Annotated in this window: 9 protein-coding genes; 2 read left to right on the forward strand and 7 right to left on the reverse strand. The window is 66.0% G+C overall.

Annotated features, from left to right (window positions below; genetic code table 11):
• Positions 1–9: 9 nt before the first annotated feature.
• Together NFR41_RS06050 and rpoB are read right to left on the reverse strand one after the other, a co-directional pair.
• Entirely contained in the window at positions 10–4434 is a 4425-nt protein-coding gene (locus NFR41_RS06050; RefSeq protein ID WP_251231116.1) for a DNA-directed RNA polymerase subunit beta', read from the reverse strand.
• On the reverse strand, positions 4435–7974 hold the full coding sequence (gene rpoB / locus NFR41_RS06055) for a DNA-directed RNA polymerase subunit beta (RefSeq protein WP_285833857.1): 3540 nt from the start codon (positions 7972–7974) through the stop codon (positions 4435–4437). It lies immediately after the preceding gene.
• A 388-nt stretch (positions 7975–8362) separates the two neighbouring features.
• Between rpoB and NFR41_RS06060 the strand changes: the two genes are divergently transcribed.
• Positions 8363–8512: a hypothetical protein gene (locus NFR41_RS06060; RefSeq protein ID WP_251231117.1), complete on the forward strand. Its 150-nt coding sequence runs from the start codon at positions 8363–8365 to the stop codon at positions 8510–8512.
• A gap of 93 nt (positions 8513–8605) precedes the next feature.
• Here NFR41_RS06060 and NFR41_RS06065 read toward each other — a convergent pair whose 3' ends face one another.
• On the reverse strand, positions 8606–9550 hold the full coding sequence (locus NFR41_RS06065) for a PDDEXK family nuclease (protein WP_251231118.1): 945 nt from the start codon (positions 9548–9550) through the stop codon (positions 8606–8608).
• A gap of 438 nt (positions 9551–9988) precedes the next feature.
• Between NFR41_RS06065 and NFR41_RS06070 the strand changes: the two genes are divergently transcribed.
• Positions 9989–10414 carry an FKBP-type peptidyl-prolyl cis-trans isomerase gene (locus NFR41_RS06070; RefSeq protein WP_160214209.1) on the forward strand — a complete coding sequence of 142 codons (426 nt, stop codon included), beginning with the start codon at positions 9989–9991 and terminating at the stop codon, positions 10412–10414.
• 136 nt (positions 10415–10550) lie between these two features.
• Here NFR41_RS06070 and ccsA read toward each other — a convergent pair whose 3' ends face one another.
• The 4 genes from ccsA to NFR41_RS06090 form a co-directional block, all read right to left on the reverse strand.
• Positions 10551–12800: a cytochrome c biogenesis protein CcsA gene (ccsA, locus tag NFR41_RS06075; protein WP_251231119.1), complete on the reverse strand. Its 2250-nt coding sequence runs from the start codon at positions 12798–12800 to the stop codon at positions 10551–10553.
• A 61-nt stretch (positions 12801–12861) separates the two neighbouring features.
• Positions 12862–13560: a response regulator transcription factor gene (locus NFR41_RS06080; protein ID WP_251231120.1), complete on the reverse strand. Its 699-nt coding sequence runs from the start codon at positions 13558–13560 to the stop codon at positions 12862–12864.
• Complete coding sequence (locus NFR41_RS06085) at positions 13538–15076, reverse strand: ATP-binding protein (protein ID WP_251231121.1); 1539 nt, start codon at positions 15074–15076, stop codon at positions 13538–13540. The genes NFR41_RS06080 and NFR41_RS06085 overlap by 23 nt, the downstream gene beginning before the upstream one ends.
• Positions 15077–15254: 178 nt before the next feature.
• Positions 15255–16685 (reverse strand): ammonia-forming cytochrome c nitrite reductase subunit c552, encoded by a 1431-nt coding sequence (locus NFR41_RS06090; protein ID WP_251231122.1) that lies wholly within the window; start codon positions 16683–16685, stop codon positions 15255–15257.
• Between the last annotated feature and the right edge of the window lie 222 nt (positions 16686–16907).

The following is a 16907-nucleotide window of genomic DNA, read 5'->3' on the forward strand; positions in this document are numbered from 1 at the left end:
ACCGCTGCGTTACTCCTCGCCGTTGCTCATGCGCTCGTTGCTGGCTTCCTCGTCCTCGCGGCTGGTGATGCCGAAGCCGAAGGACCCGAGCGAGCCCATGGAGCCCAGAAGCGCGTCGAGCTCCTCCAGGTTGCGCTGGTAGGAACGGGGCGGCAGCGCCTCGCCCAGCATGTCCTCGCCCTCGGTGTTGAAGGTGGGCGGCTCGGTGCCGCCGATGAGGATGGTGTCGTCGGGGCTGAACACCATGTCAAGCAGCTGGGACATGTCATCGCTGGTGGCCGACAGGTCGTCCTCGATGACGTACATGAGGTCGCGCTGCTCCAAGCCCTCCTTCAGCTCCTCGATGGCCTTCACGCCGATGCCCTCGATGCGCAGCAGGTCGTCCTCGGTGTGGCCCACAAGATCCGCCACGGTCTCGATGCCGGCCTCGGAGAACTTGTTGGCCCAGCGCTGGGACACGCCCAGGTCGTCGTAGATGTACAGGCGCGCGTCCTCGTCGGAGAGCTGCGGCCCGCGATGACCCAGGGAAAGGCCCGGGTAGTAGCTGCTGAAGCCGTTGCCCATGGACAGGTACCCGTCGCCGTCCAGCGACCAATCCTGCGGCTGGGGCAGCAGCTCCTCGATGTCACGCAGGGCGTCGGGAGCGAAGTCCGGCAGCGCGTCGGAGGTGATGGGGGTCACCGGGTTGCCCTTGTAGGTCAGGCGCACGTCGCGGTAGCGCGGCAGGCCCGTGCCCGCGGGGATGGGCTTGCCGATGATCACGTTCTCCTTCAGGCCGGCCAAGTGGTCGGTCTTGCCCTCGATGGCCGCGTCGGTGAGCACCTTGGTGGTCTCCTGGAACGAAGCGGCGGACAGGAAGGAGTCGGTAGCCAGCGACGCCTTGGTGATGCCCAGCAGCAGCGGCTGGCCCACCGGCGGGTTCTTGCCCTCGGCGATAAGCTTGTTGGCCACGTCCTCGAACTCGAAGCGGTTCACCTGGCGGCCCGGCAGGAAGTCCGAATCCCCCGCGTCGGTCACGGCCACCTTGCGCAGCATCTGGCGGGCGATGACCTCGATGTGCTTGTCGTTGATGTCCACGCCCTGGGACACGTACACGTCCTGGACCTGGCTGACGATGTAGCGCAGCGTGGTGTTGGGGTCGGTCAGGCGCATGAGGTCGTGCGGGTTCACCGAGCCCTTGGTCAGCTGCTGGCCCATGGTCACCTGGCAGCCGTCGTAGATGCCGGGCATCAGCTGGGCGCGGGCCGACACGTCGTACTCGCGGTAGTTGCCCTCCTGGTCGTGGATGGTGAACTTGCGCGAGTTCTTGTCGCCCGAGATCTGCAGGGTGCCGGAGATGTCGGCCAGCACCACGGCGCCCTTGGGCTTGCGCGCCTCGAAGAGCTCCTGGACGCGGGGCAGACCGTGGGTGATGTCGTCACCGGCAACGCCGCCGGTGTGGAACGTGCGCATGGTCAGCTGCGTGCCGGGCTCGCCGATGGACTGCGCGGCGATGATGCCCACGGCCGTACCGATGTTCACCGGACGGGCCGTGGCCAGATCCCAGCCGTAGCACTTCTGGCACACGCCATGGGCGGCGTGGCAGGTCATGATGGTGCGGATGGTCACTTCCTCCACGCCGGCGCGCTCGAAGGTGCGCAGCAGGTCCATGGAGTCGATGTAGCTGTCCGCGTCGGCCAGGATGACGCCGTCGCCGTCCACCACGGGAGCCAGCAGGTTGCGCCCGATCAGGTTCTCGTCCAGGTCGCCCTTCTCGTTGTGGATGGGGTACGGCACGCCCTCGTGGGTGCCGCAGTCGATCTCGCGGATGATCACGTCCTGGGCCACGTCCACCAGACGACGGGTCAGATATCCCGACTCAGCGGTACGAAGCGCCGTGTCGGCAAGACCCTTGCGAGCGCCGTGGGTGGAGATGAAGTACTCGAGCACCGACAGACCCTCGCGGAAGTTGGCCTTGATGGGACGGTCGATGATCTCGCCCTTCGGGTCGGACATCAGGCCGCGCATGCCGGCCAGCTGGCGGATCTGCTTGATGTTGCCTCGGGCGCCGGAGAACGCCATCATGTAGATGGGGTTGAACTTGTCGAAGTTCTCCGCCATGGCGTCGCCGACTTCCTCGTTGGCGTTGTTCCAGATGTCGACCACCTGGGAGTGACGCTCCTCGCGGCTCATGAGGCCCATCTCGTAGTCCTCGTCGATGGCGGCCACCTTCTGGTCGGCCTCGGCCAGGATCTCGGCCTTGTTCGGCGGCACGGTGGCGTCGTAGACCGACACGGTGACGCCGGCGCGGGTGGCGTAGTGGAAGCCCGCGTCCTTCAGGCCGTCCAGGATGCCGGGCACCTCGGAGAGCTCGTAGCGGTTGCAGACGTCCTCGACCAGGCGGCTGATCTCCTTCTTGTTCATCTCGTAGTTCAGGAAGGGATAGTCCTCCGGCAGCACTGCGTTGAAGGTGATGCGGCCCACCGTGGTCTCCAGGCGCTCGCCGGCCTTCTTCTCCTCGAAGGCGCCGAAGCCGGTGGCCACCTGCATGTCGCGGGGCAGGCGCACCCAGATCTTGGCCTGCAGGTCAAGCTCGGCGCGGGCGTCGTAGGCATTCAGGGCGTCGTTGAAGTCGATGAACGCGCGGCCCTCGCCCTCGAATCCGTCGCGGGCGGCGGTGAGGTAGTACAGGCCGATGATCATGTCCTGGGTGGGCACCGTGAGCGGGCGGCCGTGGGCCGGCGACTTGATGTTGTTCGAGGACAGCATCAGCACGCGGGCCTCGGCCTGGGCCTCGGCTCCCAGCGGCACGTGCACGGCCATCTGGTCGCCGTCGAAGTCGGCGTTGAAGGCGGTGCAGACCAGCGGGTGCAGCTTGATGGCCTTGCCCTCCACCAGCACCGGCTCGAAGGCCTGGATGCCCAGACGGTGCAGGGTTGGGGCGCGGTTGAGCAGCACCGGGTGCTCGGTGATCACCTCGGCCAGCACGTCCCACACGTAGCTGGCGCCACGGTCGACGGCGCGCTTGGCGGCCTTGATGTTGCCCACGTACTCCAGCTCCACCAGGCGCTTCATAACGAAGGGTTTGAACAGCTCCAGGGCCATCTGGCTGGGCAGGCCGCACTGGTGCAGCTTCAGCTCCGGGCCCACGACGATAACGGAGCGGCCGGAGTAGTCCACGCGCTTGCCCAGCAGGTTCTGGCGGAAGCGGCCCTGCTTGCCCTTCAGCATGTCGGAAAGCGACTTGAGCGGACGGTTGCCCGGGCCCGTGACGGGACGGCCGCGGCGGCCGTTGTCGAACAGGCTGTCCACCGCCTCCTGCAGCATGCGCTTCTCGTTGTTCACGATGATCTCGGGCGCGCCCAGATCGAGCAGGCGGCGCAGGCGGTTGTTGCGGTTGATCACGCGGCGGTACAGGTCGTTCAGGTCGGTGGTGGCGAAGCGGCCGCCGTCCAGCTGCACCATGGGGCGCAGGTCGGGCGGGATGACCGGCACCACGTCCAGGATCATGTCCGTGGGCTTGTTGTCCGACTTCAGGAAGGCGTCGACCACCTTCAGGCGCTTGATGGCCTTGGCACGCTTCTGGCCCTTGCCGTTGGCGATGGTGTCGCGCAGCTCTTCCGCCACGGCCTCCAGGTCCATGGCCTCCAGCAGATCGCGCACGCTTTCGGCGCCCATGCCACCGGTGAAGTAGTCGCGGTAGTTGGCGCGCATCTCGCGGTAGAGCGCCTCGTCGGGCACCAGCTGCTTGGGCTCGATCTTCAAAAACGCGTCCAGGGCCTCAGCGCGCAGGGCCTTGCGCTCGTTGAACTCCTCGTAGATGTCGGCGATCTCGGCCTCCACCTCTTCGGGGGTCATGCGCTCGGAATCGTCCACGTCGTCGACGAAATCATCGTCCTCGGGCACGTAGTCCACCGACAGGCGGCGGGTGGCCTCGATGATGCGGTCGCGCTCGGCGTCCAGCTCCTCAAGGTCGGCCGCCAGCTCGTCGCGCAGCTCGTCGACGTCCTCGTCGCGGGCTTCCTTGTCCACGCTGGTGATGATGGAGCTCGCGAAGTACAGAACCTTCTCCAGCTCCTTCGGCGGGATGTCCAGCAGGTATCCCAAACGCGACGGCGAGCCCTTGAAGTACCAGATGTGGCTCACCGGGGCCGCCAGCTCGATGTGGCCCATGCGCTCGCGGCGCACCTTCGAGCGGGTGACCTCCACGCCGCAGCGCTCGCAGACGATGCCCTTGAAGCGCACGCGCTTGTACTTGCCGCAAGCGCACTCCCAGTCCTTGGTGGGACCGAAGATCTTCTCGCAGAACAGGCCGTCCTTCTCGGGCTTGAGCGTACGGTAGTTGATGGTCTCGGGCTTCTTCACCTCGCCGCGGGACCAGCTGCGCACGTCCTCGGCGCTGGCCAGGGAGATGCGAAGCGCGTCGAAATTGTTCACGTCGAACTCAGTCGCCATTTACAGCTCCTCTCCATTGCCGATCAGCTCGTTGTCCTCGCTCGCCGGAGCGGCTCCTATGAGCTCGCCCAGCTCGGCAGCGATGCTGTCAAGAGCGTCGGCGCGCTCCTCCTGCTCGGTCTTGCGGGCATCCTCGGCAATGGCCTGCATCAGGCCCGCGTCGCCGGAGGCGTCCTCGTCGTAGTCCTGGGTGACGTCGATGGCCTCGTGGTTGCGGCCTTCGAGCTCCACGTTCAGGCACAGCGACTTCATTTCCTTGACCAGCACCTTGAAGGACTCGGGCACTTCGGCGGCGGGGATGTTCTCGCCCTTGACGATGGCCTCGTAGGACTTCACGCGCCCGGCGGTGTCGTCGGACTTCACGGTCAGGATCTCCTGCAGCACGTTGGAGGCGCCGTAGGCGTAGAGCGCCCACACCTCCATCTCGCCGAAGCGCTGGCCGCCGAACTGCGCCTTGCCGCCCAGCGGCTGCTGGGTGATGAGGCTGTAGGGGCCGGTGGAGCGGGCGTGGATCTTGTCGTCGACCATGTGGCCGAGTTTCAGCATGTAGGTCTGGCCCACGGTGATCGGCTCGCGGAAGCGCTCGCCGGTGCGGCCGTCGTAGAGCCAGGTCTTGCCGGTGCGGGACAGCTGCGGCACGAACTCGTCGCGGGCAGCGTCGCCGTACTTGGCGCGGTTGGCGTTGATGAGGTTGCGGTTGGCCTTCTCGATAGCGTCGGAGATTTCGTCCTCGTTGGCGCCGTCGAACACCGGCGTGGCCACGAACATGGGGCCCTCCACCACTTCGGTAGACTCCTCGGCGTCGGACCAGCCCCACTTCGCAGCCCAGCCCAGGTGGTTCTCCAGCAGCTGGCCCACGTTCATACGGGAAGGAACGCCCAGGGGGTTCAGGATGACGTCGATGGGGGTGCCGTCGGCCAGGTAGGGCATGTCCTCCACGGGCAGCACGCGGCTGATGACACCCTTGTTGCCGTGGCGGCCGGACAGCTTGTCGCCCTGCTGCACCTTGCGCTTCTGGGCCACGTAGATGCGCACCAGCTCGTTGACTCCCGGAGGCAGCTCGTCGCCGTTCTCGCGGCTGAACTTGTTGATGCCGATGACGCGGCCGCCGGAGCCGTGGGGCACCTTCAGCGAGGTGTCGCGCACCTCGCGGGCCTTCTCGCCGAAGATGGCGCGCAGCAGCCTCTCCTCGGCCGTGAGCTCGGTCTCGCCCTTCGGGGTGACCTTGCCCACCAGCACGTCTCCCGGGAACACCTCGGCACCGATGCGGATGATGCCGTCGGCGTCCAGATCGGTGATCATGTCGTCGGAGATATTGGGGATCTCGCGGGTGATCTCCTCGGGGCCCAGCTTCGTGTCGCGGGCGTCCAGCTCGTACTCCGAGATGTGGATGGAGGTGAGCAGGTCCTCGGCCACCACGCGCTCGGACACGATGATGGCGTCCTCGTAGTTGTAGCCTTCCCAGGGCATGTAGGCGATCATGAGGTTCTGGCCCAGCGCCAGCTCGCCGCCGTCGCACGAGGGGCCGTCGGCCAGCACGTCGCCGGCCTGCACCTCGTCGCCCTTGCGCACGATGGGACGGTGGTTGATGCAGCCGGACTGGTTGGAGCGCTGGAACTTCGGCACCAGGTACTCGTCGTACTCGCCGTCGTCGTTGAGCACGATGATGGTCTGGCCGTCGACGTAGTCGACCACGCCCGGGTTCTGCGCCACCAGCATCTCGCCGGAGTCCACGGCGATGCGGTGCTCGATGCCCGTGCCCACCAGCGGCGCGGTGGGACGCAGCAGCGGCACGGCCTGACGCTGCATGTTCGAGCCCATGAGGGCGCGGTTGGCGTCGTCGTGCTCGAGGAACGGGATGAGCGAGGTTGCCACCGAGGTCATCTGGCGCGGGGACACGTCCATGTAGTCCACCTGCGAGGGCGGCACCTCGTCGGGCTCGCCGTAGGTGCCCGAAGCATCCTTGGTGCGGCAGAGCACGCGGGCGGCCGGGATGAAGTTGCCCTCCTCGTCGAAGGCGCCGAACTCGCGGGTCTCCAGGTTGAACAAATCGTTGGCCTGGGCGATCGTGTAGTTCTCTTCTTCGTCGGCGGTCAGGTAGTCGATCTCGTCGGTCACGCGGCCGTCCACCACGCGCCGATACGGCGTCTCGATGAAGCCGTAGCCGTTCACGCGGGCGTAGGTGGCCAGCGAGCCGATGAGGCCGATGTTGGGGCCTTCAGGCGTCTCGATGGGGCACATGCGCCCGTAGTGGGAGGTATGCACGTCGCGCACCTCGAAGCCGGCGCGCTCGCGGGACAGGCCGCCCGGGCCCAGAGCCGACAGGCGGCGCTTGTGGGTGATGCCGGCAGCGGGGTTGGACTGGTCCATGAACTGCGACAGCTGCGAGCTTCCGAAGAACTCCTTGATGGCGGCCACGATGGGGCGGATGTTCACCAGCGACTGCGGGGTAATCTCGTCTGCCTCCTGCATGCCCATGCGCTCGCGCACCACGCGCTCCATGCGGGTAAGACCGATACGGAACTGGTTCTGGATCAGCTCGCCCACGGTGCGGATGCGGCGGTTGCCGAAGTGGTCGATGTCGTCGGTGGAGGCGTCCTCGGAGCCGGCGTGCAGCGCGATGATGTAGCGCATGGTGGCCACGATGTCCTCGTCGGTGAGGGTGGAAGACTCGAAGTCAGGGTCGAAGCCCAGCTTCTTATTGATCTTGTAGCGGCCCACCTTGGCCAGATCGTAGCGCTGCGGGTTGAAGAACAGGCCGTCCAACAGCGTGCGGGCCGAGTCGATGGTGGGCGGCTCGCCGGGACGGAAGCGCTTGTACAGCTCGATGAGGGATTCCTCGCGCGTGGTGGCCGGGTCGCGGTCCAGGGTGCGCAGCACCATGTCGTCGTTGCCAAGAAGCTCGATGATCTCCTCGCGGGTCTCGGCCAGACCCAGGGCGCGCACCAGCAACGTGGCCGGCTGCTTGCGCTTGCGGTCGATGCGCACGGACAGCAGATCGCGCTTGTCGGTCTCGAACTCCAGCCACGCGCCGCGGCTGGGGATGACCTTCGCATTGTATATAGTCTTGTCGGAGGTCTTGTCGCGCTCGCTGCCGAAGTAAACGCCGGGGCTGCGGACCAGCTGGCTTACCACGACGCGCTCGGTGCCGTTGATGATGAAGGTGCCGCGGGGGGTCATCAGCGGGAAGTCGCCGACGAACACGTCCTGCTCCTTGATTTCGCCGGTGGCGCGGTTGATGAACCGGATCTCGACGAACAGCGGAGCCATGTAGGAGACGTCCTTCTCCTTGCACTCGTCCACGGTGTACTTCGGCTCGCCGAACTCGTGGCGCCCGAACTCCACGGCCATGTCCTTGGTGGAGTTCTCGATGGGGCTCACGTCGCGGAAGGCCTGGGCAAGGCCCTCGGTCTTGAACCACTCGAAGCTGTCCACCTGGATGGAGATGAGGTTGGGCACGTCCATGACGTCCGGAATCTTCGCGAAGCTGCGGCGATTCCTATAAAGCTTGCTCTGATCTGGGCTTTTTCCTTCTGGCACGAGGTGTTTCCTCCTTCATGAACTCCCGCAGAACTGCAAAAAGTCGCAATTTGCTAAAATAACCGCCCGTAGGGAGCGAGTCAAGAAAAATTTTCACGAATTATGGAAATTGCCTGTTGATTAGGCAAAACGCAACCACCCATCCAGGCCGTCCGACGTCCGAGCGCCCACTTCCCAACTTTTTGGCTGAAATCTCCGGTTTTACATTCCGCATGGCTGAAAAAGCCGGCTTTACATCGCCACATGGCTTGTTTCTCCGGTTTTGCATCCCCTTTGGGCCTTTTCCCTATGCAAAACTGGAGATTTCAGCCAAAAAGGGGATGGGCATCTGCTGCCCAGGGGAAAACGGGGCGATAGGGTGCGGGCACGGTTGGTGAAAGCGGCAAGCATGCACAGTCACAACTGGCCTATGTCTGCCAGCATCCCGAAGAACGCTCCGAACTACAACGGGCAGAATGCCGCGCGTCCGGAAAACCCCGAACAGCATGCGACGCTTGAGGCAATCTTGAAAGCTGCGCCCGGCAAGCTCAGCGGCTAGGCACCGATGCAGAGGCGGAATGCGTCGGTGCGCCTTGCAGCCGTTGCGACCGCTCGGACCAGCACGCGATGCCGCAACCGACGAGTTCGGTAGCTAGACGTTGACGGGACCGTGCATGCCGATCGACATAGAGCTGCCCGCTGCGAAACTCGTCCGCCCGGGCCTCCCGCTGACTGCACGCGCCTGGTCGAGCCACTCGCGATCGTACAGCCCGTCGAAAGACTTGCGCGTTGCCGCCACAAGGCGTTGCTCAGATTCGAATCTTGCGCTCTGCGTTCTCACTCGCGCACCCATGACGCGTGCCGCCTCCTTCGCCACGTCGCGCATTCGGTCGAGGGAGGCGAGCTGGCGCGTGGTAACGGTGATCACCTTCATGCCCATGGACTCAAGCGCCATCCTCTTCGTGGCATCGCGAGACAGCTGCTCCCCGTACGTATGGGTAGCATCGGCGTCGTACTCGATGGCCAACCGATGCTCGAAATCGCACAAGTCAGGAACCACGTACGCGCGACCCGCTATTCCCGCCGCCTTCTTCCCCAGCCTTACCACGCGATTCGCCTCAAGGGACCGCAAGCCAAAGCCGCCCCAGCGCGGAGGAAGCGTAAGCACCATCATCTGGTAGATCTCCGCAGGAGATGCTGCCCCCTCACCGATGTGCCCCGCCGCCACTCTGGCGTTTTTCACCCCGCGCAGCCCCGGATGGAAATCGATGAAGGATGCAAGCTCGGCCTGCGTCGTCAAGGGCTTTCGCTCTGCGAGCCCGAATGGCTGAGAAGGATCGAGGGCAAACGTCGAACAGAGGGCGCACCCCGCTTTCACGGCCTGGTGGAAGGGCAGCTGCTCGGCAATCTGGACGAAGCAAAGCTCGGGCACGGACACGCGAATCCCGTTGGACACCGCAACTATATCTTCAGCCGAAGCGGGAGCACTTCGCACGTGCTTGACGAACCCGTCCTGACTCGCCCGGCATGCAGGCGGAACCGCGATATGCAGCGGCTTCGCCAGGAACGAAAGCAGATCGCAAGCGCCAGCGGGCATGCGGAGCTCCCGGCTACACCGAGTCAGCCAGAACGCAAGGGCCGATATGCCGTAAAGCTCGATATCCATAGCGCAACACTACCACTAAGCCCAAGCGGCATCCGCCAGCTTTTTTGCTGTTGCTGGCCTTTCTTGAAACCACGTCAAAACCAGAGAAAACGCCCGCGAACCGCTTCGCTAAGCAGCGGAAGGGGTCTGGGGGTCCGGGGGTCCGGGGGTCCGGGGGTCCGGGGGTCCGGGGGGCCTGGGGGGGTCCGGGGGTCTGGGGGTCCGAAAAGCATCGGCTCGGCATCAAGTATGTGTTCATGTTGCCGCTTACGGGCGATGCGCGGCTGCCGGCACGCCCGCTTCGCTAGAATGGAGGGACTTTCAAACCTGCGACGCGCCCCTGCGCACGGCGGCGCCGAAGCAGCACGACGACCTGTCAAGGAGACACCCATGAGCAACGAAGGCAAGAAGGTAAAGGCCCATTACACCGGCACACTGGACGACGGCACCAAGTTCGACTCGTCGCTGGACCGTGGCGAGCCCATCGAGTTCACCTGCATGGCCGGCCAGATGATCCCCGGCTTCGACGCCGCAGTGAAGGACATGGAGGTCGGCGAGACGAAGACGGTGCGCATCCCCGCCGCCGAGGCTTACGGCGAACGCGACGAGGCCATGGTGCAGAAGGTGCCCGTGGCCCAGATTCCCAACGGCGACCAGCTGCCCGTGGGCCAGACCGTCTACATGATGGGGCCGGGCGGCCAGCCCTTCCCCGTGTTCGTGAAGTCTATCGAGGACGGCATCGTCACCTTCGACATGAACCACGAGCTGGCCGGCAAGGACCTCACCTTCGAGATCACCCTGGTGAGCGCCGAGTAGCGAAGCGCTGAAGGCGAAGAGCGAGAAGCCGCACACCCCTCGCGAGCACGCGCACCGCGCAAACGCGCAGGGCACGCACGCAACGCGCAACTCCAAGGACCCGCTTCGGCGGGTCTTTCTCTTTGCCGAAAGGCAGCTATGCCGCTGGGGGCTCGGGCAAGGCAGGGGCCTTGAGGGACCATGGGCGCCGGCGGGGCCGCAGGGAGCCGGCGATGCTCAGCAGGCAGCCGAGGACGAAGAGGGCGAAGCCGGCCCAGACGAACAGCACCAGCCTGTTGATGCGCACCTCGACCATGAGCTCCATGGTGGGGTCGTCCTCCCCGACACCCGGCACCGCGCCCTTGTAGACCACGAACAGGTCCTCCAGCGGCATGGTCGCAACGGCAGAGAGGTAATGGGTCTGGCGCGTCGTCGCCACCACCTGCATCGCAGGCTCCATCGTCCCCAGGCTTCGCGCCCGCGCGGCCACGCCGTCCGCTCCGTCGGCCCCGCCTTCCCGGAAGACCTCGATGAAGGCGGTGTTGAGCATATCGGTCCGGTTCTCCATGACGACGGTGCGCATGCCCCGGTACTCGAGAGCATAGCCGCCCAGCTCCATGGGATCGGTCTGCCCCGTTGGTCCTCCGCTTTGATGGTCTACCGTCAAAAAGAAGGTGCTGTCGGAAACGTAGAGCGTCGAGCCCACCAATCCCACCAGCAGAAACGCCATGGCCCCGTGGGATGCCGACGCCCCGAGAAGGCGCAGGCGCGCCCGAAGGCCTCCCGCGGGGCGGTCCAGCCCGCGCAAAGCCGAGGCAGCGGCGCTTCCCGCCAGCAGCGCCGCCGTCGCGAAAGCAGCGAGCGCCAATCCGTTGCGATACACAATGGAACCCAGAATCGGCTGCGGGGCGCCTTCGGCCGCCTGCTGGGCAAGCTCGACGGAGGTCGGAACCAGCACCTCTGCCCAATACCAGGCCAGAAGGGCGAAGCAGACGGTGGCGAAGGTGGCGAGCACGGCGCCGCGACGGCCGCGAAGGGCCCCGCGGCCCGTCAGGGGGCAGACGGCCAGGAGAAGCAGATAGGCCACGGTCAGCGGCGCCGCCACGGAGTTGTAGGCCTGGGCGGAGAGCACCTGCCCTCCGAGCGGCATCCAGCTCGGCAGGGCCGGGGCGAGGGTCCCGTAGGCGACGATGGCCGCAAAACCCATGACGGCCACGTTGTTCAGGTAGCACAGGGCCTCCGGCGAGAAGCCGCGCCTGCCTTCTTCGGCCTCGGTGGCACCCGGGGCCGGACCAAAGGCCCTCCATCGGGCGAGCACGCCCACCGCACCCAACCCGACAGGCAGCACCGTCATGGCCCCGAAGAGCGCGAAGGCCTCGTCGTTGCCCGCGAAGGCATGGACCGAGCCTATGATGCCCGAGCGGGTTATGAAGGCGTCGAGCCCCACCAGCGAGAAGAGCAGGCACGCGCACAGAAGCGTCCAGCGGTGAAACGCGCCGGTTCGGCGATAGAGCCCAAGGCTGTGGACAAAGGCCACGCAGGCGAGCCAGGGCAGGAGGCTCGCGTTCTCTACGGCGTCCCACCCCCAGTAGCCGCCCCAGCCGAGCACGGCATAGGCCCAGGCCGCGCCCGTCCCGATTCCCAGGCTGAGGAACAGCCACGCCACCAGCAGCGGCACACGCACCCGGCCGGCCCAGCGCGAGGAGCCGTCGCCGAGGGCGAGGGCGGCCAGGGCGTAGGCGAAGGGCACGGTCAGGCCGGCGTAGCCCACGAAGAGCAGCGGCGGGTGCACCGCCATGGCCCAGTGCTCCAGAAGCTCGCTCAAACCCCACAGCGTCGCCTCCCCTGCGAGGTTCCCCGATGCATCCAGGTACTGCGCATCGAGGGGCGCGAACACCTGCCCGCTGGGAAAAAGCAGGCCGTAGCCGAGAAAGACGACCATGATGGCGACGAGGACCGCCAAGGCCGCAGCATCGAGGGCGTTGCCGCGGACGCGCCCGCCATCTCCCGGGAAGCGGGCCGCAGACACGCAGCGAAGCGCCGGGGCGCAGCCGAACGCCGCGAGCATGAGGGCCCAAATCAGGAGGGACCCCTCGGCGCCGCCCCACATACCCGAGAGCTTGTAGAGCCACGCGAGGGGGGCCGCCGAATCCGAGCGGTAGTACACCACGTAGCGAATGGAGACGTCCCCGGACAGGAAAGCCCAGGCCAGCACCGCAGCGCACAGAAGCAGGGCCGCGAACGCCAGCAGAAACGCGCCGGAGCCCCACGCCGAGAGCCGCGCCGCCCAAACAGGTTCCGGGGTGCGGCGGCCCAGGACCGCAGAGGCGACCAGCAGCCCGAAGGCCAGCACCGCCAAGACCAGCGAAGCCCCCAGAAGCGCGCCGCCTGCCATCGCAAGGGTCACAGCCCCTCCTCTCTTCCGGACATCAGCGCATCACGTCCCCTGCCGAATCCCATGCCGCGGCTCAGGCCCCGGGGACCCGCAGGCGCCAGCCGAACCGCCAGACGGTCTCGATGTGGGTGGGTTCGGAGGGGTCGTCCTCGATCTTCATGCGAAGGCGCCTGATGTAGGTGGGGATGCTGATGGCGCTGTCGGTGTAGTCCTCGCCCCAGATGGCCCCTATGATGTCGTCGCGAGTGAACACCTGACCGGGGCTCGCCGCCAGAAGCGCGAGGATCTGCAGCTCCTTGGGCGTGAGCTTGATGACCCGACCGCCTACGGTGACCTCGCATTTGCTCTGGTCGATGGCGAGGTCGCCCACCGATATGACGCGGACCAGGCGCCCCGGATCGGACACTTGGGCCTGGCTGCGGCGCAGAAGGGCCCGCACCCTCAGCAGAAGCTCCCCGTTGTCGAAGGGCTTTACCACGTAGTCGTCGGCCCCGGCCCGAAATCCCGCCTTGCGGTCGATGACGTCGCTTCTGGCCGAGAGCATAAGCACCGGCACCTGGGGGTCGACAGCCCGGATGGCCTCGCACACCTCGAACCCGTCGAGCTTCGGCATCGACACGTCAAGCACCACCAGATCGGGCATCTCCCGACGAAACAGCTCCACCGCCTGCTGGCCGTCCTGGGCCACGACCACCTGGTAGCCCTCGCCCTGGAACAGCAGGCCGAGGGACTCGCACAGGCTGGGCTTGTCATCGGCAAGAAGGATCTTCACCGCGCACCTCTTCCTCTCTCTTCGCATCCGAACCGGCCGTCGCCGGGCCTTCCACGGGCAACGAAACAGTGAACCTGCAACCCTCGCCAAGGGCGCTCTCCAACTCGACCGACCCTCCCAGCTGCTCGGCGAGGGAGCGCACGACGAACAGCCCGAGGCCGCTGCCCCCTGCCGCCTGATGGTCTCCCCCGTCGCAGGCGGGCGCTTGGGAGAACTTCCTGAAGACCGATTCCTGGTCCGCCGGGTCGATCCCGCAGCCCGTATCGCGCACCTCCATCACCACCCATCCGGGACGCTCCCCCGGCGCAACGGCCACGGAGACCGACCCGCCGGCGGGAGTGAACTTGACCGCGTTGCCCACCAGGTTCAGCAGCACCTTGCGCACCGCTTCCCAATCGGACCAGATGAGGGGGACGCTCGCATCCACCGACTTGGTCAGGGCGACCCCGCGCGACTTCGCTATAGGATCGGCGGAAGCGAACACGGCCCCCACCACGTCGGTCAGGTCGACCTCCTCGAAGGTCAGCTCGAAGCGCCCGGCGTCCAACCGCGCCACGTCGATGGAGTTGTTCACCATGTTGAGCAGCACGGCGGAGTTCTGCTTGATCTCGTCCACCAGCCGCCGCTCCTCCGCACTGCGCTGCTGGGGCATGCGCTCCCACAGATCGGCGAAGGAGATGATCGACGCCAAGGGAGTCCGCAGCTCGTGGCTCATGACGGCGAGGAAGTCCGACTTCTGCTTGCTCTCGCTGCGCAGCTGCTCGTTGGCGCTCTCGAGGGGAACCGACACCAACCGGTGCAGCATCCAAAAGAGGACCGCCACGATGGCGATGGCGAGCAGGCAGAAGAAGGCCACGGAATGCTCCAAGCCCTCCTGGGCCTCCGCTTCGTAGGCGGCGATGGGGATGGTGATGCTGACCGCCCCGGCCACGTCCCCGTAGGCCATGCCCTCGCGCAAGTATCCGGTGCGGTCGATGCTGCCCGCCGGCTCGCCGTGGCAGTCCAGGCAGTTGTGCTCGACCCGGAGAAGGGACACGTAGCGAAACACGGGCTCGCCTTCCACCGTATCCATCCGGTAATGCTCCGTCGCCGTACCGGCCGCGAAGCGCTCGAGGGCGGCCTCCTCGAACGGGTCGGGGACGTCGGTGCCGGATCGAGGGTCGCGGCGGACATAGCGGATGGTGTAGCCCTCGGCGTTTCGGGTGAAGCGCTTGGCTATGCCCTTGCCCGCCACCGAGCAGTACACCCCCTTGAAGTCGTAGGTACCGTCGCTGTTGGTGTTGATGCGGGTCTGGGCATCGTCCACGTAGTCCCATACGGCCTGCATCTCGATGGCCAGCGTGCGGGCCTCCGTGAGCACCTTGCTCTCCACGTTGGCGCTGTTCTCCGCCTGGGTCCAGGACAGGTAGGCCAGCGCCGCCACGGCCACCACCACGGCCATGGCCGCCGCCATGCGCACGTAGACGGACCCCATAGGGCGAACCCGTGCGGGCTTTCGGCCCAACCTCGTTCTCATAGCTTCCCTCCCAGCGGACCTGCGCCCCGTCTTCCGAAAACATGACCTTTCAAGTTATAGCATCCTGGGCCATTGTAGCGGTTCCTCAGCGAAGGGGCGCCCCGCACAGCCGCAGCCGCACGGGGGCGCCCCTCCAGGCAAAACGCGTTGTCAGGCACCTCGGTGCTATGGCGCGGTCCTAGGAAAGCGTGGCGATGATGCCGTCCAGGATCACGTTGGCACGGGACAGGTTGTCGGCCAGCTTGTCGGGGTTGTGAACCGCGCGGCCGTTGCTGTCGGTGTTGCAGATGTAGATGTAGGCATGGGCCTTCGTGTAGTCGTCCTTCGCCTGCTGAAGCGTCGCCTCGTCCACGGTCTTGTCCTCGACGGCGGCCTTGATCAGGTCGTAGGCCTGCTCGCGCTTCTCGGTGGCGGCGGCCACGTCGGCGCGGGCCTGGCGCTGCTTGCCGCGAACCATCTCCACCATCTCGTCGGTCGAATCGATGCCCTGGGACTTATGGCAGCTCATGCACTTCTCCAGGGAGGCCTCTTTGTCAAGCGGGCTGCCGGAGGCGTTGTGGTCGGTGTAGGTCTCGCCGGATTCCGCATCAACGGTCTTGGGCATATGGCAGTCGACGCAGGTGAGGCCCAGTTCCGCATGGTTGCCGCCCTGGGTGTTCTCCAGCTGGGGCTCGTCGAAGCAGCCCTCGATGATGCCGGTGGCCTCGTCGATGTCGATGATGCCGTCCTCGATCTCGGCCTGCAGCAGACCGTCGATGTCGAAGCCGTAGCGATAGGGGTCGCACTTGTCGATGGACGCCTGGTCGGTGATATGGCTGCGATGGTTGAAGGTGTTGTGGCACTGGCCGCAGACGCGCTCGAAGGGATCGAGCTCGTCGAAGGCATCGCGGGAAAGCTGCGTGAACATGGACAGCGTGGCGTCGGGCGAGCTGCCCGGATTGTCGCCATGGCACACGGCGCAATCCCACATCTGGCCGTTCAGGGTGTCCATGACCTCCTGGTCCATGGGCATGGAGTAGGCCGCCGCGCCGTACTTCTCGTAGAGGTCGTCGAACTTGGAGCTGCGGCAGGCGTAGCAGCCGGCCGTGTAGCCGCCGGCGTTGATGTCGTCCAGCCACGTGCTGTTGTCGACCACCCACTGCTTCGTGGTGCTGTCGTAGTGCAGGTCGCGGACGTTGATGCTGTTGTCGCCGCCGAAGACGAGGCTGCCCTCCTCGTCGCGGGCGACCGGCCCCATCTCTAGGGCCAGCGTGCCGTAATGGCCGTGGGGACGGTAGAGCTTGTTGCCCTTGTTCTCGTAGAGCACCAGCCCATCCTCGGCGAAGAACTCCGAAGCGACGTCCTTGTACTTCTCGGTGGCGTAGGAGCTGTACTGCAGCGGGTACATCTCCGCCCAATCCTGCATGGTCTTCTCGCCCGTCGCCGCTGCCGGCGTGGTCGAGGCGTCCGCCTGCGCCGGGGTCTCGGCCTTCGCCTGGGCCGGCGTGCCCGTTGTGGACCCGTCGGTTGCGGCCGTGCCTTCGGAGCAGCCCGCCAAGGCGCCCCCGGCGGCGACCGCCCCTACCAACGCGAACGCAACGACGCTGGTCATAAGCTTCGTCTTCCTCACGTTCTCTCCTCTCCTCGTAAAGCATAGTACGCGTTTTGCGCTTGGATGAAATCATACGAAGTCCACACCTCCTCCGCGATGCAGGCTCCGTTGCGTTTGGATTGCGAAACCGCAATGGTCGCCACCTCCCTCGCCGCCTCGCCCCTTCCGTCATGGAACTGAAAGCGGGCCGCAACGATTCGCTGTGCTGGCGGCTCTACAATAGGGTGCAAGGAGGTGCGC

This window comes from Adlercreutzia aquisgranensis (assembly GCF_943193145.1).
Classification (GTDB): domain Bacteria; phylum Actinomycetota; class Coriobacteriia; order Coriobacteriales; family Eggerthellaceae; genus Xiamenia; species Xiamenia aquisgranensis.